20 protein-coding genes and 3 pseudogenes are annotated in these 22,649 nt (G+C 32.5%); 2 read left to right on the top strand and 21 right to left on the bottom strand.

All coding sequences use genetic code 11. The features are described 5' to 3' along the window. Positions 1 to 163: 163 nt before the first annotated feature. Complete coding sequence (locus tag AC3WTA_RS23955; protein ID WP_001286454.1) at positions 164 to 1,381, bottom strand: aspartate aminotransferase family protein; 1,218 nt, start codon at positions 1,379 to 1,381, stop codon at positions 164 to 166. Positions 1,382 to 1,640: 259 nt separating this feature from the next. On the opposite strand from AC3WTA_RS23955, the gene AC3WTA_RS23950 reads away from it, so the two are divergent. Then, on the top strand, positions 1,641 to 3,020 hold the full coding sequence (locus AC3WTA_RS23950; protein ID WP_000344191.1) for a catalase: 1,380 nt from the start codon (positions 1,641 to 1,643) through the stop codon (positions 3,018 to 3,020). Positions 3,021 to 3,144: 124 nt separating this feature from the next. Here AC3WTA_RS23950 and AC3WTA_RS23945 read toward each other — a convergent pair whose 3' ends face one another. The 3 genes from AC3WTA_RS23945 to AC3WTA_RS23935 all read right to left on the bottom strand — a co-directional run bounded on the left by AC3WTA_RS23945 (position 3,145) and on the right by AC3WTA_RS23935 (position 6,708). After that, positions 3,145 to 3,672, bottom strand: coding sequence for a hypothetical protein (locus tag AC3WTA_RS23945; RefSeq protein WP_000723226.1), 528 nt, complete (start codon positions 3,670 to 3,672; stop codon positions 3,145 to 3,147). Between the two features lie 112 nt (positions 3,673 to 3,784). After that, positions 3,785 to 5,539, bottom strand: a complete 1,755-nt coding sequence (locus tag AC3WTA_RS23940; protein WP_492333049.1) for an adenine deaminase C-terminal domain-containing protein — start codon at positions 5,537 to 5,539, stop codon at positions 3,785 to 3,787. A 290-nt stretch (positions 5,540 to 5,829) separates the two neighbouring features. Next, entirely contained in the window at positions 5,830 to 6,708 is an 879-nt protein-coding gene (locus tag AC3WTA_RS23935) for a LysR family transcriptional regulator (RefSeq protein ID WP_000406014.1), read from the bottom strand. Positions 6,709 to 6,832: 124 nt separating this feature from the next. On the opposite strand from AC3WTA_RS23935, the gene AC3WTA_RS23930 reads away from it, so the two are divergent. Continuing rightward, positions 6,833 to 7,408 (top strand): sugar O-acetyltransferase, encoded by a 576-nt coding sequence (locus tag AC3WTA_RS23930; RefSeq protein WP_001056074.1) that lies wholly within the window; start codon positions 6,833 to 6,835, stop codon positions 7,406 to 7,408. Between the two features lie 287 nt (positions 7,409 to 7,695). On the opposite strand, the gene AC3WTA_RS23925 is transcribed toward AC3WTA_RS23930, so the two are convergent. From AC3WTA_RS23925 to AC3WTA_RS23845, 17 genes and pseudogenes are all read right to left on the bottom strand, one after another. After that, positions 7,696 to 8,334, bottom strand: a complete 639-nt coding sequence (locus tag AC3WTA_RS23925; RefSeq protein ID WP_000624898.1) for a LysE family translocator — start codon at positions 8,332 to 8,334, stop codon at positions 7,696 to 7,698. Then, the gene (locus AC3WTA_RS23920) at positions 8,327 to 9,088 is read right to left on the bottom strand and encodes a YqcI/YcgG family protein (protein WP_001143353.1); all 762 of its coding nucleotides are present in this window, start codon (positions 9,086 to 9,088) and stop codon (positions 8,327 to 8,329) included. Before AC3WTA_RS23920 ends, AC3WTA_RS23925 begins: the two co-directional genes overlap by 8 nt. 23 nt (positions 9,089 to 9,111) lie before the next feature. After that, on the bottom strand, positions 9,112 to 9,588 hold the full coding sequence (locus AC3WTA_RS23915; RefSeq protein WP_000278060.1) for a YbaK/EbsC family protein: 477 nt from the start codon (positions 9,586 to 9,588) through the stop codon (positions 9,112 to 9,114). A gap of 736 nt (positions 9,589 to 10,324) precedes the next feature. Further along, positions 10,325 to 11,491 (bottom strand): serine hydrolase domain-containing protein, encoded by a 1,167-nt coding sequence (locus AC3WTA_RS23910; protein ID WP_000750389.1) that lies wholly within the window; start codon positions 11,489 to 11,491, stop codon positions 10,325 to 10,327. Positions 11,492 to 11,722: 231 nt separating this feature from the next. Further along, positions 11,723 to 12,229 (bottom strand): DUF3902 family protein, encoded by a 507-nt coding sequence (locus AC3WTA_RS23905; protein ID WP_000805747.1) that lies wholly within the window; start codon positions 12,227 to 12,229, stop codon positions 11,723 to 11,725. 258 nt (positions 12,230 to 12,487) lie between these two features. After that, positions 12,488 to 13,216, bottom strand: a complete 729-nt coding sequence (locus AC3WTA_RS23900; protein ID WP_001284440.1) for a hypothetical protein — start codon at positions 13,214 to 13,216, stop codon at positions 12,488 to 12,490. Between the two features lie 15 nt (positions 13,217 to 13,231). Then, positions 13,232 to 14,341 carry a DUF58 domain-containing protein gene (locus tag AC3WTA_RS23895; RefSeq protein ID WP_001075925.1) on the bottom strand — a complete coding sequence of 370 codons (1,110 nt, stop codon included), beginning with the start codon at positions 14,339 to 14,341 and terminating at the stop codon, positions 13,232 to 13,234. Continuing rightward, positions 14,338 to 15,270: an AAA family ATPase gene (locus AC3WTA_RS23890; RefSeq protein ID WP_070168918.1), complete on the bottom strand. Its 933-nt coding sequence runs from the start codon at positions 15,268 to 15,270 to the stop codon at positions 14,338 to 14,340. The genes AC3WTA_RS23895 and AC3WTA_RS23890 overlap by 4 nt, the downstream gene beginning before the upstream one ends. A gap of 211 nt (positions 15,271 to 15,481) precedes the next feature. Continuing rightward, the gene (locus tag AC3WTA_RS23885; protein WP_000708803.1) at positions 15,482 to 15,946 is read right to left on the bottom strand and encodes a hypothetical protein; all 465 of its coding nucleotides are present in this window, start codon (positions 15,944 to 15,946) and stop codon (positions 15,482 to 15,484) included. Positions 15,947 to 16,085: 139 nt separating this feature from the next. Beyond that, a pseudogene (locus AC3WTA_RS23880) lies at positions 16,086 to 16,400 on the bottom strand (immunity protein Imm33 domain-containing protein); the annotation flags it as partial. Continuing rightward, on the bottom strand, positions 16,397 to 17,239 hold the full coding sequence (locus AC3WTA_RS23875) for a hypothetical protein (RefSeq protein ID WP_001234187.1): 843 nt from the start codon (positions 17,237 to 17,239) through the stop codon (positions 16,397 to 16,399). The pseudogene AC3WTA_RS23880 and the gene AC3WTA_RS23875, both read right to left, overlap by 4 nt. Before the next feature lie 132 nt (positions 17,240 to 17,371). Further along, on the bottom strand, positions 17,372 to 18,619 hold the full coding sequence (locus AC3WTA_RS23870; RefSeq protein WP_492333048.1) for a PoNi-like cognate immunity protein: 1,248 nt from the start codon (positions 18,617 to 18,619) through the stop codon (positions 17,372 to 17,374). Between the two features lie 27 nt (positions 18,620 to 18,646). Continuing rightward, a pseudogene (locus AC3WTA_RS23865) lies at positions 18,647 to 19,975 on the bottom strand (hypothetical protein); the annotation flags it as partial. Positions 19,976 to 20,327: 352 nt separating this feature from the next. Beyond that, positions 20,328 to 20,786: a hypothetical protein gene (locus tag AC3WTA_RS23860; protein WP_000409333.1), complete on the bottom strand. Its 459-nt coding sequence runs from the start codon at positions 20,784 to 20,786 to the stop codon at positions 20,328 to 20,330. Beyond that, the gene (locus AC3WTA_RS23855) at positions 20,786 to 21,232 is read right to left on the bottom strand and encodes a hypothetical protein (RefSeq protein ID WP_000361832.1); all 447 of its coding nucleotides are present in this window, start codon (positions 21,230 to 21,232) and stop codon (positions 20,786 to 20,788) included. Before AC3WTA_RS23855 ends, AC3WTA_RS23860 begins: the two co-directional genes overlap by 1 nt. A gap of 237 nt (positions 21,233 to 21,469) precedes the next feature. After that, a pseudogene (cdiI, locus tag AC3WTA_RS23850) lies at positions 21,470 to 21,858 on the bottom strand (ribonuclease toxin immunity protein CdiI). A 254-nt stretch (positions 21,859 to 22,112) separates the two neighbouring features. Next, positions 22,113 to 22,640 (bottom strand): hypothetical protein, encoded by a 528-nt coding sequence (locus AC3WTA_RS23845; protein ID WP_001278749.1) that lies wholly within the window; start codon positions 22,638 to 22,640, stop codon positions 22,113 to 22,115. Between the last annotated feature and the right edge of the window lie 9 nt (positions 22,641 to 22,649).

The following is a 22,649-nucleotide window of genomic DNA, read 5'->3' as shown; positions in this document are numbered from 1 at the left end:
ATGAGATGCTCCCTAAGTTAAGTAATTTAGTATTTTAAAAAGCTGAAGAAGGCGCTATATGAGTACCTTTTTCAGCTTTTTATTTTTTTACGTAAATTTATTTTTTTACCACTATTTTCTTCCTATTTGCATTAAAAATAAGGTGATTTTTCATAAAGGATTTTTAAACACTTGCAATAGCGGATAAGCTATGAATACAGGAAATAAACTCATAAATAAATGCATCAATTTCTTCTTTTTTAATTATATATGGCGGAAGTAAACGGATGATGTTCCCTTGTGTAACATCAACTAACATCCCTTTCTCCATTAGCTCTACCTGTAATTTCTTCACATTTTCATTCGTATCATTCAAACTAATTCCAAACATCATACCAGCATGGCGTACTTCCTGAATATAATAAGAATTTTCTTTCTGAATTTCTTGCAATTTATCATTTAGATAGTGTGACGTTTCATACGCTTCTTGCATTAAATCATCGTCAATCAATGTATGTAAAACCGTTAACCCTAAAGCGGTTCCCATTGAAGAATGAGCAAACGTTGTGCCGTGATCTCCTGGTGCAAATACATCACATAACTTTTCACCTACAATAATTCCGCCAAGCGGTAACCCGCCTCCTGCTCCCTTACCAATTTGAATAATATCCGGAGTAATATTGAAATTTTGATAAGCGAATAGTTTACCAGTTCTCCCCATACCACTTTGAACTTCATCAACGATAAGAATGACGTTATATTTATCACATAAGTTTTGAACACCATGTAAATATTCACTTGATAAAGGGTATATCCCCCCGCTTCCTAATACAGGCTCTAGCATAATCGCAATTGGATGTTCTTTAACGATTGTTTCTTCTAATTGCTCTATATTCTCACGCGCTACTTCATATACCGGAATCGATGTTTTAGGGAAATTTTGATATACACTTTCTTGTCTCGTAAAATGAAGTGCTCCTAACGTACGCCCATGGAAACTATTCTTCAGCACTACGATTCCTTCACGTTCTTCACCCGTATTAGCTCTATATTTATCAATTAATTTTAATGTCGTTTCTGTCGCTTCCGTACCAGAGTTTGTAAAAAAGACTTTTCCGTTTTTTAAAGAGCAATCAACTAATTTCTTTGCATACTCAATCGCAACTGGGTTTAAAAAATGAAATGGAAGATGCAACGATTTCGTAACTTGCTCCATTGTCGTTTGCACGATTTTCGGATGATTATACCCTAATACGTTCACTCCGACACCAGAAAATAAGTCTACATACTCTTTACCATCCACATCATAAAGCTTGCACCCTTCTCCTCTTTCTATCGCAACCTTCGTACGACAGTAAGTAGGCATCATATATTCTTTATCTAATTGAAACCAATCCGACATTTTAAATTCCTCCTAGTTACTTTCCCTGTTTATTTATGTTCATTCTCTATAAATTCATTTTTAAGATTAATATTTTAATAGTAATTTTCTTCCCGATATTCATTTTTCCATAATTTCTTCTATTTCAACAGGTCCACTACATGTGCATTTTTTTCATCTAGCGGTCTGTTACCATTTTGGACTTTGCGTGTCATACATAATCAAGGCTATGAAATCATATTTAGTAACAATGGACAAAAAAGATTTGGAGGCTATATAGATGGATGAAAATTATGATAAACAGGAGCAATCTTTACTAGGGAATGACTTTAATGAAAATGGAGAACGTAATGAACAAGCTATACTTCACTCACAAACAGTTGGTTCACGTGGACCGGCTCTAGAGCAAGATAGTGTACTTCACGAGACGTTACAAGAATTTATTCACGAAAAAATTTTAGAAAGACCTGTTCATGTAAAAGGATTTGGTGCGTTCGGTTATTTTCAAACGATCTATCCGATGTCAGAACATACAAAGTTAAGTTTTCTACAAAATTCTAATGAGAAAGTTCCTGTTATGGTTCGATTTTCTTTAGCTGTTAGTACGAAAGGAACACCTGACACTTCTAGAAATGTACGCGGTTTTTCTACAAAGTTTTATACAGAAGAAGGTATTTTCGATCTTTTATGTAATCACATTCCTGTCTTTTCTGTTCGTGATCCGATGCGTTTCCCTGAAACGATTCAAGCGTTGTTACCTTCACCTATAAATAACTTAATAGACCCTAATAGATTTTGGAGCTTTGTCGCTAGAGCACCTGAATCCATTCATTTCGTTGTCCATTTATATTCTGATGCTGGTACGGCCAAAAGTCTTCGCCACGTCCCAGGACATAGTGTTAATACATATGTATGGAGAAATGCAGAAGGTAATCGAAAGTATGTAAAGTATCATTGGTACCCCTTTGAAGGTGTACAATACATTACTAGTGAGGAAGCGAATAAACTGGCTGCTGAAAACCCTGATTATAGTGGGAAAGATTTATATGATGCAATTGCAAATGGTAAACCAGTAGAATACGGTTTATATGTCCAGCTCATGGATCCGAAAGATGAAGCACATCTTTCTTATGACCCTTTAGATGATACAAAAGTATGGGATGAAAAGTCGTATCCTCTTATACCAGTCGGCAAAATGGTATTAAATAAAAATCCTGAAAATTATATGGAAGAAGTAGAAAAAGTCGCTTTCTCCCCTTCTAATTTACTAGACGGCGCTGAATTATCAGATGATAAAATGCTGCAAGGACGCGCTAACATTTATAGTGATTCTCAAAGAAGAAGAATTGGTTCCGAATTTCGCAAATTGACCATTAACCAACAACAAAATTGGACACCTGCTAATCAAATAACGAGCGGTGACGGAAGATACGTTGAAGGTAAACTTGAAAGAACTTCTATTACGAAACAGGATGACTTTACGCAGCCTAGTGAATTTTATGCGAAGTTAAAACCGATTGAAAAAGAACATCTTGCTAAAAACTTAGCTAGTGATTTGAAAGTTATCTCTGATGATATTAGAAAGGTCGTTTTAGGGTATTTTCATAAAGTGTCTGCTGATTTGGTGAAGAGGATTGAGAGTGCGATGCAAAAGGTTTAATGATATAAAAAAACGTCATTTTAAACATTAAAATGACGTTTTTTTATGGCGAAATTACTAGTAATTTCTACCGCCTCATTTACAATTCTTAACGAAATTTTTCCCCTTCAAAATTTCCGTTATTTCATTTTAGATTATGGTACTCATTTCTCTTTTTTATATAATCTTTTTCACATTGTAACGGCTTGAATTTCACTTTTTTCCCTTTCTTCTTTTTCGTTTCTATAACGATCCATTCCCCTTTTTCAACATCTAGGTTTAAGTGTTTCATTACATTGATATTATCTTTTTCTTTATAAAGTAAAAATGCTTCTTGCAATGCCACAAATAAACTAGGCTGCTCTCTAAATCCACCACTATCATAAATTTTAGTTAGCGAATTATAATAAGAATCATTTTCTCTTCCGCCATACATTAAATGTGCAGCATCCAGGTCTCTTTGGCTAACTTCCAAAAAACTATGTTCATCAATATTTAAATCAAACGTAGATTGAATGTCCCTCATAATATTTTTCACATACTTCTCATCTCGAATTTTCCTTTTTTCAAGACAATCAGAAGATAGCTCTGGTGCATCTGTTTGAGAATGTACAACTTGTTGAATAGATACACATAATATAAATACACTTAAAATATACAATATTTTTTTCATACTTACGTTTCACCTCAAGTAATTTAGATACTATATTATTTGAGGCTCACAATATTCTTATGCTAACAATGTGAAAGGCCCTATAAATTGGACTTTTATAGGGCCTTTCATATTAACATTGCCTTATCAAATTCACCGGTGAAGCCACTACCTTACTATTTTTCACATCATATAGTCCTATAGGCGTTACCCGTATAAAAGGCAAGTGCGTCGCGGAAAAGAATAAAATGGTAAATGCCGGATCATCATACGCGTAGCCACGCTCTTGCAATAATTTCACCAACTGTTTCTCTTCCTGTATTAATTCACTCATTTTTAAATTAGACATAATCCCGAGCAATGGTAATGCGATTTCGTGTAATACTTCATTCTTTTCAGCTATTACCATTCCCCCGCCAAGCTCTTTTACTCTATGAAAAGCTGTAAGCATATCTTCTTTGTTCTTCCCAATAAGAATGATGTCACCGGTACCAGAATAAGAGCTAGCAAGACCTCCTAATTTATTTGCGAATCCTTTTACAACTGTATTTACTCGCCATGTACCGTTACGAGCAATCATCATAAGAAAACACTCATCATGATCTAGAGAAAGTTCATCACGGTTTAAATCAATTTCAGTCGTGTATGGTTTAGTTATAACGTTATTTAATAATTGTATACCCACTTTTTGAGAAAAAATCATATCCTCTTTTTCTATAGACCCGTTTAATAATAATGGAGTTACTTTGAATTGACTCCATTCTATTCGTACTGATTCATTATTGTTTATTCCGTCACGCTTCACCCATTTTCCTTTTGCAATTACACTTATTGGAACCGGATTTTCTTTACTTTCCAAAATATTAATATTAGCTATTCTACCTGTCGCAATCGATCCATGTACATGTTCCATATTGTAATAACGAGCGATATTATAACTTGCCATATGATAAGCATCTATTATTGGCACTCCTTGTTTTATCGCGGTAGCTATCATTACGTTTGTCATTCCATTTTCATAAAACGAAGGATGTGAGCCGTCTGTAGTAAGAATAAATCTATCAAACTGCTTTACTCCTAGTTCCAGCAATTCTTTCAGTAAAACTTCTAAATCTGGGCGTATTGAAGAATTTCTTAGGGAAACCGTGTAACCTTGCATAAGACGAGTGAAAGCTTCCTGCCCTGTCATCGCTTCATGATCACAATCTGTACCTAACAGTTTTAACTTCGCTAAAGTCGTTTCAGATGCTCCTGGAAAATGTCCTTCCACTTTTTTATGTAATCGTTTCGTTTCCTGCAACCAATGTAACATTTCATCATCGCCATGTAATAACTTTGGCCACGCTGTTAGCTCGCCACCTTGAAGAACTGCTTTATGCTTAAGCCACTCTATTATGTCTTCACGATTAAATAAAGATTCCCCGTTTTGCAATTCAGTTTGTCCATCAAAACGACACCACCAATACATACTTGCTGGAATCTTTTCAAATTCATCTAATAAACGAAATGCTTCTTCACGTTGTAATGTGAAAAATAAAGTTAAATTATCATTAATAAAAGTCGTCGTCCCAAACTGCATCGCATAATTTGCTAACGTTTCTGGATTATATAATTGATATGGATGTGCATGCGGTTCTATGTAACTTGGAACTATATACTTTCCATCACAATCAATGACTTCACATTTATGTAGTTGCGCTGGCAGTTTTTCTCCTACATAAATAATGCGATCATCATAGATCCAAATATTTGCTTGCATCCACTCGCGCATATAGGAATTTAAATAAGTTGCATTCTTAAATAAAATATGCGGACTTCTTTTGCCATCTATTATTTCAACATGTTCTCTTAATTGCTTGTTACTCCACCTGAAATACTTTTGTTCCACTGTATTCAACTCCAATGCTATATTAGTTACATTTAAAAATAATTAATCAACTAAACTATTTTCTATTCAAGCCCCGCAATACATACCCCTATTATATTTAATAATCATAAAAATAACAATTTTCAGAATAACAATCGTTTTTATTGTTCACTACTTCTCCTTTTGAACATAAACATTTCTGTGCAGTTGTTTTACTTAAATCTTCGAAAGAATAACAACTATTTCGTAAAGTAAAAAACGTGTCACCTTAATAAGATGGCACGTTTTTTACTTTGCATTTCAAATTATGATTAGTTCATACTATTTCGGAGCTGATTTATAAAGGCATGGGCTGCATTTGAAAAAACTTGATTCTTTTTCCAAATAATATTTAAGTTCGCTTCTAATTTAGGTTGTAATGGTTTAAAACAAAGTTTACTATTTCCTGACGTGTTAATTATCTTATCTATACATAATGCATATCCAATACCTTCTTCAACCATAAGTGCTGCATTATAAAGCAAATTATAGGTTGCGACGATGTTTAAATTATCTATACTTTCTCCAAACCATCCTGTTAATTCATTACTAACAGTAGATTGTCGTGAAATGAATAATGGTTTATCTATTAAATCCACTGGGCTAATAACTTGTTTATCCGATAAAGGACTATCTTTACACATTAATACACCCCAAGTGTCTTTAGCTGACAATTGTGCATATTCATATTTTTGTTTATCAGTTGGCTCTATAACGACACCAAAATCTAATAATCCACTATCTAATTTACTCTTAATGTCATCAGCATTTCCGCTGTACAAATGAAATCGAATATTTGGATAGTCTTTTATTAATACTTTTAATGTTTTCGCAATAAGATGCATCGCTTCAGTTTCACCGGCACCAATGTAAACTTCCCCGCTTATCATTTCTTTTGAATCTTTTAAGTTCGCTTCCGTTTTATCTGCTAAATCAACAATCTCCTTCGCCTTTTTAAATAAGTATTTCCCCTCTTCTGTTAATGAGATTTTCCTATTTCCTCTTATAAATAAATCTGTTCCTAATTCCATTTCTAAATCTTTCAGTTGCCTTGATAATGTTGGCTGTGACAAATGTAATTGTTTTGCGGCTGCTGAAATACTTTCTTCATTTGCTACAGCAATAAAATAGCGTAAAACTCGAATTTCCACGATAGTCTCCTTTTACATATAGCTAATAAGCATATGAATGTATTTAATATAGGTATTTGATATTGGAATCGTATCATTTTATGATTGTATTGAAAAGATTAGCGTTTTAGAGGGGAGTATAACAATGAATATGAAAGATTTTATAAATTTTTGTAAGGCCGGCAAGCCTATTTCAGGCGAGGATAAAGAATTACATGATCTACTAGTTCAATGTAGCTATGAAGCCCAGAAGATAACAATGAAATTAAATACATCTTATCATTCTAAAGAAGAGATTGTAGCGATATTTAGTGAATTAACAGATAACAACATTGATCCATCTTTTATGTGTTTTCCACCGTTTCATACAGACTTCGGTAAAAATATTACAATTGGAAAAAACGTATTTTTTAACACTGGATGTTCCTTTCAAGATAGAGGCGGAATTCATATAGGAGACAATTGTATGATCGGTATGAATGTTACAATTGCCACACTTAATCACGGGCTAACTTTAGAAACAAGAAATACGACATACGCTTCCCCTGTTATAATTGGTGAAAATGTATGGATTGGTTCTAGCGCAACAATACTTCCTGGTGTTACAATTGGGAACAATTCAATTGTTGCTGCAGGTTCAGTTGTTACAAAAGATGTACCTGCAAACACCGTCGTTGCAGGGGTGCCTGCAAAAAGTGTGAAAGTCATTCATAGCAATTAAAAATATTCTAGATTTTTGAAATGCAAACAAGCTACTTTGATTGAAATTTGCTTTACTGCTTATATATTTATTTTATCGCTCTTGTTAAGAATTTTATTTCTCTTTGTGAGAAGAGAATGTACCTATATATTTTTCTATACCGCAATAAAAAGACTTATAGAATGATTCTATAAGTCTTTTACTATAAGGAATTAACCTATACCCATCGATTAACAAATTCAAAAACCAAAAGATTCGCGATAAATAAATTTCTAATAAATCACTATTCTCTCTAGTCATCAAAAAGTTCACAATAGTTGAGCAGTTCCTTTTACTGCCTCGTAGCCAAAATATATTCCAAACAGAATTAAAACAATGCCTGCTACTATAGAAATCCATTTCATTACTGTATGATTAATAAATCTTCTACCAAAATGAATAGATGTAGCCATAAATATATCCCAAAGCATAATCCCAGCAAAAATGGCTGCACTATACCATAAAGCTTGTTCTTTTCCAATAGTATTCATAGCACTAGTTAGAACTGATCCATATATCCCTATCCAAAAAATAATATTTAATGGATTAGAAATTGCGATAGCAAACCCCGATAGAAAAGATTTTAAAGGATGTTCTTTTTCACCTGATGAAATATATTGAACTTGTTTAGTAGCTTCTTTCATACTTTCATAACCCAAATAAATCATCGTTACAAAACCAAAAATCCAAATGCAAAGTTGAGCAACTGGAGTTGTTAAATAAGTCGAAATACCAAAGTAAATTAAAAACATCATTACAACATCTGCTGACATTGCCCCGACTCCTACTAACCATGCACTCAAAAAACCATTTTTTATTCCTTTATTTATTTGAGCAACATTAATTGGACCGACTGGTGCAGACAATGAAATCCCTAATAATATATAACTGAATATCATGCTAATCATTTTTCTTCAACCCCGTAATAGGACATCTCATTACACTTTCTTCATTTGTTTCTGGTAACATATATTGTTTCCATTCAAAGGTTTCTTTTATTCCGTAATCCCCTATATCTGGATGCATTGGAATATCATCATATGCTAACAAACGTTTTCTAATCACTTTCCGCACTTGTTTCCCTTGTTTTGTATCACCTGTAATATCATCCAGAGTACCTCGAGGTTGTAACGTAATTTCAAGGCCGGTTCCTGTATATCTACTTTTTCTTTCAGAATATATTGGAGCCCTACAAACGACAAATATAGGTTCACCACCAAAACAAAATTCCCATTTAGCGTTATAAGGATCTATTGGAATTTCTGCATTCCATGGCTCCGGATCATTTCTCATTAAAAATTGTAATACATTCCAAAATTGTTTTTTGTATTCTTCAGCCAGTAATTGTTTATTAGAGGGTTTAAAAAATATTACTAAAGTAGTTCTCTTTGCAATTTGTTGATATGTTTTAATATATTCATAAATCCCATCTCTTAGTTTGAACAATTCATTTTCATCATAAGCCGATTCGGAAAATATATATCTAGACCAACCATGTTTCTCAGAATCCACTGCAAAATAACACGGAAATGGTTTAGATTGATCTAAAATGCTATCGTGAAAATTATTGAAAGATACAGTTTTCCACTCATCTAAAATCCCTTTATTTTGTTCTTCAATTATTCTCTTTTGATTGTATAAATACATTTTTGTAGTTGGCATTATTAAAATCCCCCCTAATATATTTATGATTTTTTCTCATATAGTAAAATATCATTCTCAACAATATTTAAAATTTCATTTATACTTTTTGTAGGTATTTCAATTGTTATCTCAGGTATACCGGGAGATAACAAAAATTTATTATAGTTATAAATTTTTCGATCTATAATAAGTGTGATTTCATTTGAATAGCCAAATGGAGATACACATCCTGGAACACAAGAAGTTTTTTCTATTAACTCCTCGGCTGAACAAATAGAAATCCTTTTTCCAACCAACTCTTTCATAAGTTTTGAATCTAATTTTTCTCCTTCAACAGTTACAAATATGTAATAGTTATTTGATTTATCTTTTAAAAATAAACTTTTACTGGGTACACCTTCTAATTTAAACCTTTCTCTAATTTTTCTATCTGTTTCATAATCTAATATTGGTTCATGTGTATATTGTTTATACGATATAGCCGCTTCTTCTAACAGTTCTACTACTTGTTTATACATATTTATCCTCCCTTTGATTTCATTACACAATTTGAAAAGATAGCCTTTTCTATTGCTGTTCCCCCTCCCTATTCTTTTTCACAATATATTCAATTATAGTTTACGAAACAATTAAAATTGAAATAAAATACATATTTATAATATAAATGGAATCAAAATATAAAACCTATATTAATCATTAATTTCATAATAGTCAATCATTTAGACGCAAATCATAATTATCTATTTTTGTATACTTAATTCTATTTGTTATTAATTCATACATATTGTTTCTTTTAAAAAAGGACTTGTATATGTGTTCTATTTTTCATCTTCCAAAAATGTTTTGTTTTATCCTTCGGAAATGCGTCAACATTTATACGCTTTAAGATATTAATTCATACGATAAAAGTACATTATTATGTAAATTAAGGAAATACATTCGAATATTTTTCAACAAAAATCAGAATTTACTTATTATTAACTCTAAAATCTAGAACTACTTACCTTTGTATGTTCCAATATTTTAAAAATGTAAAAGTCACTATAAATAAGAAATATCAAATAAATATAATAGATTTATAGTAAAATGAAAAAATTTAAATACATCATTACTTTTCTTGTAACAGCACGTAAAAACCCCGAATCATGGGCAGTAAATTGCTCATGATTCGGGGTTTTTTAAGACTATATTTTAATAACAATTAAATCGCATACAAGTCCTTATATACCTCTATAGTAGAACTCTTTTCATCTATTATTTCTTAAATTCAATTTGCATCATTTTATTAAACTGTGTAAGAATATCAACCGGACCTAAAGAGTTAACATTGACAGCAAATGTATGCTTGCCTCCAATTACTCCACCAACAAAAGTCATAAACCCAGGAATTGATCCTCCGTGCCCCCAAACTGAGACACCATTTGGAAGTTTCGTCTCATAGATCCCAAGGCCATATCCATCACCAAGACCTTTTCCTTCTATAGGAACTGTAGTAAGCATTTCTTTTAGCTCGCGTTCTTTCAATAAATTACCACCGAGCAAAGATGAAAAGAACTTATTTAAATCGTCCGCATCTGAAATCATATCTCCCGCTGAATTAGCTAAACTCGGATTATAATACGTCATGTCTTTCAATTCACTTGTTTCATCAATTTTCATATACCCTCGAGCATGATTCTTTCCTGGTATGACTGGTGAATTACCTGGTAAAAACGTATTTGACAAGTCCAAAGGTTCAATAATTCGCTTTTCAATTTCTTCCGCATAACTATTACCAGTTATTTTTTCAATAAGCATTCCTAGTATTACGTATCCTGTGTTTGAATACGACCAACCTTTACCTGGCGAAAAATCTGGAGGTAGAGCAAGTCCTATTTTCACTATTTCTTCTGCTGTATACGTTTTTTTCGAATTCATAATGTCAGCTTCTTTTGACTTTAAATATTCAGCTATACCACTTGTATGGTTCAAAAGTTGACGTATCGTAATTTGATTGCCATCATATCCATTTCCTTGAATGAGGCCAGGTAGCCACTTTTCAATAGAATCGTCAAGTTGCACGCGATTTTCTCCTACTAATTGAAGAACAGTCGTAGCAGTAAAAGTCTTCGTCACACTTCCAATCCGAAAACGATAATCTGATTTCATCGATTTCTTTGTACTTAAATCCGCGACGCCAGCATTATAACTACTAATTTTCCCGTTATTATACGTCTTAGCTAATACCCCCGGCGCTCCAATTTGGATTGTTTCCTGCATGACTCTTTTCCAACCATTCCGATTCTTTTGATCATGTGCTTCTGACGGATTAGAAATATTTTGAGTAGACTCTGCTTTTACAGTAAAACCTGGTGTGAATAAAGTAGTACCCGCTAATAAAACTGCCAAACTTGCTAACTTAATGGAATAACTTTTTTTCATAAGGCTTTCTCTCCTCTATTCATATCGTATTGATTCAAGCTATACTTTCATCCTATATGATAAACCTCTCTTTTTTCTTATCCATTCCTTACGAAATACTTACGTTCAAAATTTGACGACCAGATGGGAAAAAGTAATGTATGAAAATAAAAAAGAACGTGTTTTCAATTTATGAAAACACGTTCTCTTACATACTTAAAACCCTATACCAACTTTTTATTTCATTCACTTTTACCACCCTGCACTAGCGTTCATGCCATTTCCGATAATAGTAAGTAGTACTGGCCACAGCACTGGTGCTAACGTAAGAAATAAATTTAGCAGTATAAGTATTCTATATCCCCCAGGAATATGGTGATTTTTACGATTAACAAATACTACAAAAACTAACAATATTATGGTCGTTACAAACAAAAGTAACACTAACAACCAATACCAAACCATTAAACTGAGACTCCATGGCTGTAATAGCTCGTGTACAATACCAAAGGTGATTCCCAATACTGCAAAACTAAAGGTAGTAATTGTTGCTTTGATAAACAATTTACTTAATTTTTTATCGTATGTATACTTACAATATAAATCTATTAACGTGTATAAAGATAAAAAGGCCATGAATACACCTACCCAAGACAATAACCAGTCTCCACCTCCTCTAACTAACATAAACAGAAACCAACACATCCCTGCTGCAGAAAAAACAAAGGAAAGGAGTATGTTTTTCAATACCGGTTTCATTCTATTTTCACACCCTTACAAAAATTTAAATATAAATTATATTTTTTTATTTACATGATACCCGTAATGGATTCATCACTTTTTCATTCTATATTGATGAAGTGAAGATAACCTCAAAAAAAATTCAACGAGCAATACTCTACAAAGGCTACCTTTTTCCATTGGTAGAGATATAAAAAAGTAAGTATACATTACCATGTAATTAAATATAAGTAAATGAAATTAATTTACAGTTAATTTCATTTACTTATATTAATGTCACGCCTTCCCGTCTCGCTCTATCCATCGAACAGTCTTCTCTACATCTAACTCCGTATACGTCTTTTCTCCATATCGGACAGACTCATATATCGGAATAATATCTCGCGTTCTACAAATTCTGCTTAACCATTGTTGCATCGTTTCATATGACCTTCTCTGTTCATGAAACGGTAATGTTCTTTCCCATTCCACTAAAGTTTGCCTTATCTTATCTTTAAGTAACGGCTGTTCTAACTGATGCTTCACTTTCTTGTTCTTTTCGGTTCTATCCATATTTTCTTTTGTTATCGATTGTTTATCCTGTTCTATTTCTAATTTCGTTACCTTTCTCCTCATTAATTTATAAAAAGCAAATAGAATGACAACTGCAATAATTACATAAAAAACGACACTAATCCATGCATTTGAAAGAACAGAAAACACATCAGTCCATGAATTTTTTCGTACAAAAAGTGGAATTTTCCTATCTATTTTTGTTCTTGTATCTACAACTCCTGTTTCTTCATCTATAATTCTTTCAGGTTCATCAAACTGTTCGTCTAAACTAGTAAAATCATAATTTCTTTCCGATATTGTCTCCGTCTTACTAGAAAAAAGCCCTTTTACTATGTCTTGTAGATGCACAACACCTTGTGATAACGTTATCGCACTAACCGTAAAGAAAAGTATCATGAAAACTCTAATACTCCAAATCTTCACCTTCATATGTCGCTCTTTATTAGCCATGACATAAACCCCTTCTTATTCTTTAATTACAACCCATTTATTCGTTCTGGTGTATTTCCTTGGAGAAGTACCCAGAATTAAAGGAACTGCATCCAATTCTTTTCGACGAAAACCTGCTGTGTAAAAATAAGTGGAAGATACAGGAGTATCTTGGTCCGATATTGAGGCAAGTACTTTTAATACATTTTGCAAATGTTTCCGGTTATGACCGTTCTTTATATGCAACAATCCATTGTCTTTTACGCTATTGATCCAAACTTCAAATGAACAGTTTTGCATAAGCAGTTGTTTACATATGCCTGCTGTTAATTCAATTAGTTCCTCTGTATCATTTCGCAAAGAAATACCGCTTTTATTTTGCAAGTTGAGATATATCGCATATTTATCTGATTGTGTTCGCTCGTACTTTTTCGCGGTTATCGTCCCTGTTTTCGCTGTCGCACTCCAGTGGATAGAACGAAAATCTTCATTTTCATACGACTTCACTCCCATTACTTTCGTTTCGTCATATAAGGGTGATGACATCGCTTTTCGAAATCCTCGTGACCATTCTTGTAATTCAGGTACTTGCATTTTCGGAACAGCTGGTAAAACTAAATAGGACGGCGTTTCAACTTGTTTATATGTTATATGGTTCGTTATGAATCCAAAGGGATCAGTAATGACAATTTCTACTTCTTCCCATTTCGCAAGTCCTCTTTTTACAGCTACAGCTTGTAAATCAAATGAAACTGACTCTCTTCCTTTTAAATGTAAATTCATATAATAATTTGAACCTGTATTCGTATTTTTGTTTATTTCATCATGATTCCAAGTTAACTTATTTTCACATTTAAATCGAAATACGATATTGAAAATAGGGAATAACGACTTGTTTGAAATTTTCATTTTGCACACATTCGCTTCACCTATAAAAACGTTTGAATTCCCTTGACTGTATTCCCATTCAACAAGAGATACTTTACGTATGTATACATGCATCGCACCTATTAAAATTACATACAAAAATACGAGAGATAAAAACAATAGATTACTTGAAAATACACATAAAATAACGGCTACAACTGACATAACTCCCATTACGAAAGGCTCCGCTAAAGGTGTATACACAAGTTGTTGATTCATTGTACATTCTCCACTGGCACATTAATCGTATGAAGAATTTCTTTCATGATTTGTTCTCTCGTTGTTTTCATCTCCCCCTCAATCGTTAACGTTAAACGATGAGCGCAAACAGATGCTGCGAGCGTCTTTATATCATCTGGCGTACAATAGTCTCTTTCATTTAATATTGCTCGTGCTTGAATCGCTCTCATAAATGCCAACGTCCCCCGCGGACTTACACCAATTTCAATTAACTCATGTTTACGCGTTGCCTCAATAATTTCAAGTAGATAATCTTGCACATCATTCCCTACTAACACTTCTCTTGCTCGTTTTTGCACTGTAATAATTTCTTCAGTTGAAATAATTGAATGTAACGTTTCTAACGGATCATTCATTTGAAAACGATTCATCATCTCCTTTTCTGCTTCCCTCGTAGGATAGCCTTGACGTATAGTTAGTAAAAAACGGTCTAGTTGAGCATCAGGTAAAGGAAATGTACCGGCCGATTCAAGAGGATTTTGCGTTGCAATTACTAAAAAAGGTTCTGGTAATGAATGTGTCTGTTTCGCAATCGTAACAGTACGTTCTTCCATCACTTCCAATAACGAAGATTGCGTTCTCGGTACAGCACGATTAATTTCATCCACTACTACTATATTTGCAAAAATAGGACCTAACCTCGTTTTAAATTCCGATTCCTTCACATCAAAATATTCAAGACCAATAACATCGCCCGGCAAAGTATCCGCTGTGAATTGAATTCTTTGAAATTTAGCGTCTACACTTTTAGCCAAACTTTTCGCTAATGTTGTTTTCCCCGTCCCAGGTACATCCTCTAATAAAATGTGCCCTCTTGCTATAAGAGCTATAGCTGCAAGTTCAATCGCTTCATCCTTACCTATAATAACCTTCGAAATATTGTTAGTAATTTTCTTTAATGTACTCATATATTAACCTACCACCTTTAAATTTTCTAAAAATTAAGAATATATACTTTCCAAATTATAACATATAGCACAAAGTTGAAACAGAGCAACAAGCAAACTTATATTTTTACTTTACTTCACGTAAAAAAAGCACCTATTGTCCTCTGTTGACAATGAAGTGCTTAACTCACGTGATTTTCATATTGGGCATTTGACACCTTATATAAATACATTATCTTTCCTCTCTGCACAAATGAATATAATGACCAAAATCAGGAAACACATCCCATTTATTTTCAGGATCATCATAATTCTCTCGTTCCTCAACTAACCCTCTATTCACATCCACCTTTTCCATTACTGTATAACCATTTTCGTGGAAATTGAAAATCATGCTAGTTTTTTCTTTTTCATTCGTATCATTATATTCCCAATACATAGCTGTTCTTAAGAAAATTCTATTATCATTTATAACTTCAAAATCATAATTTAAATACTTACGAACTAATTCATCATAAAACCCAACTGAAACCCAATCTTTTGTAATATTAATAACATACTTAATCCTTTCACCTTCAATTAACAAGGCCGTATATGGTTCGTTATTTTGATGACACAAATATGCTTTACACTCATCAATCATATTCCAAGGTTTCTTTCTAATATCTGACCACTCGTCACAATAATAAATTTTCATAGTTAATAGTCCCTACCTTATAAACCTCTTAAAAATATACCTCTTTTCTATTTTTTTCATCATATTCTATAAAACAAATACTGTAAGTCAACACTTATAGACTTACCATGATCGTTAATAGTCTCAATTGATATTCACTTCATTTCTTATCTATGTCACCCCAAATATCAACATCACATTCATTTAAAATCACTTTCATTTCGTCCTTCTCAAATACTACTAAATAATTATACGGTAAGGCTAGCACTTAAATAATTTCAGGTTTCATTTTTAATAATTCATGGGCATATATGATTTCCAATTCTCCTGATACTTCTTCATTGTTAGGACCTATATACCAACCTGAATCACCTTCATCACAACCAATAGATCTTTGTAAAAACACCTCTTCTTGTTGCAACACATTTTTCGCTATCACAATCTTATCGTTAAATTTTATTAATTGTCTCTCTATTTAACTAGTAACGCTTTATATAATCGTTCAGAACGTTTCTCGATTTTATTATTTGCATTTACCATAAATTCAAAAATTCTGCTTTGAACAATTTGATTTTTTTGAATTTCCGATAGTTTGCGAGCCTTTACTTTATTAAATGAATTTGGCAATGGGTATTCAAAACAATGTCCCTTCCATAACTCTAATTTATCATCAATAAAGTCTTGCATATAATAATCTGTTACGAAAGTATCGAAAGAACGGCCTAAAAAACTTTGTAGTGACATTAATGTTAAATCCCAATAATCTCTAGTTGCAATAGCACGCCCAACGTTAAATCCTTTAGGCAATAATGTCATATTTCCTATTGTATGTGTCACTGTAGCAAAACGCATAACATCGGGATGATTATTAATATTTTCATAATGATTAAACACTTTTTCAGACAATAACCATTCATACCTTAACAGCTTTAAGGCATTTTTTTTAATTGATTTAGGCTTTACACCACGATTATTACAGAATGTATTAAAATCATTTTCCCAAAATGACTTATCACTTGATAGCAATAAAAGCCGGTACGTTTGATAAAAAGAATTCATAGTATCTAAATCTACATTGTTCAAGTTTTTATTTACATATATTTTAGAATATATCTCTAAAACAAGATCACATCTATCACAGTCAAATTTTTCTTTTACTCTGTTTAAAATTCTTTCTTGATAATCTTTTTTGTACAAAATAAATTTTTTTACAGGATGTAATTCTTTTTGCACTTCAAATGATGGTGAAAGGTTTTTAATATCAAAGTGAATTACTTCATTTTTATCTAGTTTAATAAAATCTGCCAATCTCAATTCAACAGCCTTCTTTCCCTTTACTTTTTAGTAACTATACGCTCTTTTTTCTCCAACGCATGCATTTTTTTCAATTAACTAGTAAAATGTATTCTAACATTACATATGATGACAACCATTTCAATTTGTTCGTTATAGAACTTCCTCTACATCGACACTCTTAATCTTCACTTCATACATATTTGGGATGTTTGCTTCTTTTGGTACCCATGCATAATAATTTTGATCATTCTCTAAAATAAATTGAATTAACTTTGTTTCTGATCCATTCCAGAAATTTTTAAGATTATCAATGTAGTCCTCTAAATCTTCTTTATAGTCCAATTGTAATATATAATCTCTTATCGTCAGGGCAAACACAATTAAACTTCCTAATAGATTTTTTTGCTCATTTTCTTCTTCATACTCTTGTGGTAAGAACCACACTTGACCTATTCCTATCGTTTTTTTGTATTTTTCATAAAAACTACTATCCTCCATATTCTCATAGTCATGGATCAATTCATTGACCAATGAATGCCATTTTGGCGGAATAATGTTTTCCAATGCAGGATTATTTTCAATTCCTTCTACTATTTCCTCAATTTCTTCTGTCTCATCTTCATAGTGACATTCACTTAGGTCTATATGCTTAAATTTCATTTCATTTTTATAATGTGCCAAATCATATGGATAATGATTATTATCTTTTAAACTTTTATCATCAAGTTCCAAAATTTTCGCAAGCGCTGCCGTTTCAAAACTCCAATATCCTACATATCCAGGTTCTTTATGCGCATTTTTCCATTCATAATCATAATGGCCTCTAAACCATTCTTTCTCCATGTACGTTTGTAATCTTTTAGACGCTTCTTTTTTATCTGTTTGTGCAAGTTCTATAATCTCTCTCGTTTTTGCATATGGATTTTCTTTAAAATAAACATTCGTCATTTTTGTGTATCCGATATCACTAGCGCATAAGAGGAAATCAATTACTGCGTCATTCATATTTTTTGTATCAACTATCTTTTTTAATCTTTCTATATTCTTTTTATCCGTTTCTAACAAAATTCCTAAAGAAATTATCCAAAGCATATATATATAACCCACTTTGCTAGCTCCTGTATGCTCTAAATCATCCATTGCATTATAAAAATATACTTCCATTGTGCTAATGTCTTCTCCTAAAGAATACATTGCTCTAATGTCGTTCATCTCATGTATAAAATTCCTTAAATATCTTCCTTCTATAATACTTATATTATCTTTAGGCTTTCTTTGTATACCATTCTTTTCATCTTCTTCTAAACTTCTAATCTCCTCTCTATTATCTTCAATAAACTTTTTATGGAGTTCTATTCCTTTTTTACATTTTTCTTCTATGCATAATTGATCTCTCATTCTATTTAATTCCTCCTAGCTTCTAAATTATGGCCATTCTCCAATATTGTTTCCTTCTTCATCTAACCTATATGTTTTTACGTTTCCACTACTATCGACTTTTGATAATACTCTTTCAACTTCACTATCTTCCAATGCATTCGCAATCTTTTCTGCTAATACTTCATCTCCATCAACAGCTTTCAATATTCTACTTTTTCCAGTTTCAGAACCGTTCAACCAATCATTTGACATTTGTCGTCCATCTTTAGTTTTCCCCAATTGTGAACTACCAAACTTAGCCTCATCTATAACGTATTTGATCTTTGATTCTGCATTTGCATTTTCGTATAATCCATCAATCCCTTTTACTATTTTATCATTTATGCCTGATGGTGTACTTTTTCCGACTGGCTTTAAATCAAATCCAGCTTCTTTTAAACTTTGATTATTCAATAAATTGTCACTAGATTTTATTTCACCATAATTCCCTTTTTGCTTATTGGTAGCTGTTTTTGCATCAAAATTATCTACAGTTGTGTTTTTGTTACTGCTATGTTTACCGTTAGCCGCACCTCCACCAGAAGACTGGATTTTTTGAATAGTATCCTTAGTATTTTGAATCGATTTATTCCAAACAAATCCACCATGTACAAAAAGACTTGCCCCAGTAGCTGTTGCTGCTATATCTAATGGAATAACAATTGGTGATGCTAACCCACCAGTTCCTACTTCTGCCACGATAGTTAAGAAATTAGATCCGCCTATGAGCGAGATACCTTCAAACATTTCTACAATGGACCCGGCTATTGATATAACATTTCCAGCCAACCTTCCAGCTTGGTAAGTTGTCTTACTTTCTAATTTATCATTCTCATGTGGTTGTAGTCCAAAAAAGTTTTCTAGTGCTGCATCACCAGCACCTTGAAAAAATTCGATAACTCCATGCAAAAATGTTTGCGCATAAATGGCTGTTTTTTCATGCCATGATCTATTGTCTTCCTGCTCTTGTAAGTTAAATTGTTGTTTTTGCAAAGTAATTTGTTTCATCTCGGTTTGACAAGCTTGTTCTTCTATAATCCCCTGAATCGAACTCACCCAATCCATATTCAACCCTTGTGTACTAAACGTCCCACTCACAGGACTAAATCCTTTCCCGCTTTGCACTTCAGCGAGTCCGGCTGTGATGCTAGCCGCTAATTGGAGGGCGGTGCTGTAGTTGTTGCTGGATGAATGATTGAATTCATATAAATGCTCTAGTTTTTCTTCTAGTTTTTTTCTCATTGCACCTAATACCGTTACAATTGCACCTACTCCGGGCATTGGTGTAAGTACTTCTACTGCTTCTATACTAGCGATCGATTGATTGGCATGTCTCGTAGAGTAAACTGCTACGATAATCCAGTCGTTGAAAACTTCTTTATATCATGAAAGAGAATTGTGGAAGCACTTCAGCATTTGAAAATTTTGTTTTTGTATTTTGGGATATATAATTCACCGTACCAAATATTGTAATTCCGAAACAAAAAGCACTTGTTGCTTTTAGTTGGCAATCAAGTGCTTTAAGTTTATCTGCTTATTAAGTAGGATTATTTCAGGGAATTTTCAATTAACTTTACAATATCTTTAAAACTTACGAATTCATTAGTTTCATGTTTATTCCATTTATTTATATTCTTAGCCCACTAATAGCTATCTCGCCTAGTTATTGTTCTTATATTCAAAAGAATTACCTCTCTTCTTTGCACAAATATAAGTATTGGCCAAACTCAGGGAATGTATCCCAATTTCTAGATACATCATCTTTTGTCTCTCGCTCTTCTACTTCTCCAGTTTTAGAATCTTTTTGCTCCATAGCAATATGACCATTTTCTTGATACCCCAAAATCATATTTTTTAACTGTGTATCCCCGTCATATTCCCAATACATTATTGTCCTTAGGAATATTCTATTATCTTCTTTAACAATAAAATCGTAGTGTAAATATTTACGAAGAAAATCATCCAAAAAACTTACCGATACCCATTTATCAGTGACATTTACTAAATACTTTGGCTGCTCTCCATCATTGAGAACAGCAGTATAAGAATGTCGATTTCCATGAAGTATCTTGGCTGCATTCTCATCAATAATATTCCAAGGCTTCTTCTTTATATTAGACCACTTATCACAATAATAAATTTCCATTAATTATACACCTTCCCATTAATATCACGAATAATAATCCCTTTCTCATTCGCCTCTTCAATAATTTTTTGTGGAACTGGTTTTGTTTGTACAGGGACTTCCAAAATTAATTCTCCATCTAGTCGACCACCTTTTAAAGCATTAGGATTAAATTTACCTGAAGAAATTTCTGAACCGGAAGAATACTTTTTAGTAAACTCACTTAAATAACTTAATGCCGTCTTTTCTTTTACTTCAGCCAATTGGATAAATTTCCTCGAGACAATTTCTTCACCCGGAATATAAGAATCCACAACATATTTCTTCCTATTGATTTCCTTTTTCTCTAACTCTACTTCATTATAAGGATATCGAGAGCGCTTTTCCTTATTAAATCTATTCCCTGCTTCCCATTGTTTTTTCACAAAATCGGGTATTGATTTCTTTTTAGATAGTGTTTTATCCATACCCTTATAGTTGTTATCTCATGCTAATGTTTAATTGGGGATTTTTTCAATACACTCAACAAAAGAGACCTCAAATATGAGGTCTCTTTTGTTGACTCTTCTTCATCTATAACTTCCTCTTTACTAATTCAATACCAGACAATCTGCCTTATTGAAATATACTACAATACTAATGAAAACATATTTTTGAAAAAGTTCTTTTCTGCCCTCAGAATTTAGCAAAATAGCTATAAGCTATTACAAATTTAAGCTACGCTTAACTTGCACTAATAAGTCTATTAATCCATTTCTTTCTGGATTTTTTTCCACTTCCTTTTTCACATGTTCTTCCAAATAATTACAAAAAGTTTCAAAGTCCAAATACAATTGTTGTTCAGACTCAACAGCTGGAGAATCTAATTCAACTAACACATGTTTATCATCTAAAGGTGTAGGTAGCTGTGACATATCAAATTCATCTAAATCAGATTGAAAATGAACGAATACTATTTCTTGTCCAAACCCCTCCTTTTTTACAAAAAACTCAAAGCTCTTTCCAAGTACTTACCGTTTATAAAGTTAAAATATATTGACATCAATTCATCATTTTTCTCTTTATCTTCAATAAATTCATAATTACTATTCATTTTATCCTCCTATAAATATTGTATCTTAATATCCTCGGCAACGCTGGCTCCCTTACCTCCACCCTCTTAAACTCCCACAAGCACACCCCACAGGGAAAATTCACCCCATAGGGTAAGTTATAACCGTTTACTAACGAGGGCCTCTCTTTTCAATGAGGCTACATTTTCGAACTGTAATCACTTCTTAATAACTACTAATCTACCTCTATTATTTGTATCCCTTTAAGTTCTGCACAATTATTAATGCCTCTTTTTTAATACTCATCTTCAAATAGACAATTATATATAGTAACACCTGTTTCCTTTAACTCTAACGAAACATCCTCCACTTCAATACTTAACGTTTCTTTATCAAGATTCTTTATTCCGTTACTATCTAATAATTTTAAAATACTACTTCCTATTTTCTTAGATTCATCATTGTATGGCGAGGACTCTTCAACTAGCTCGATTGTACCATTAGTATATCTATATCTTAAATATTTAACCACTGCATATGGCGCGATTGCCGAAATCATTAGCATTACACAATTAATTTCTGATTGCTTCCGAACGTACTCACTGAATTCTACACTACCAAAACGAAATTTCACATCTAGTGGTTGAAGAATGTAAGAAAAACATGTTGAATAACTAAAATCAGTAATATTATCAACGTTTATATTTGATATTTTATTAATTTCTCCATCCCAAAAATGTTTATCAACAAATTTCCCCAAAACATATTGGAAATCACCTTGTTTATATAATTTATTAACAACTTTTAGTATCTCATCACTCATAATTATTCT

The organism is Bacillus sp. EB106-07-01-XG149 (genome assembly GCF_058791555.1).
The sequence above is the reverse complement of the archived record's forward strand: the minus strand, read 5'-3'. Positions and strand labels throughout refer to the sequence as shown.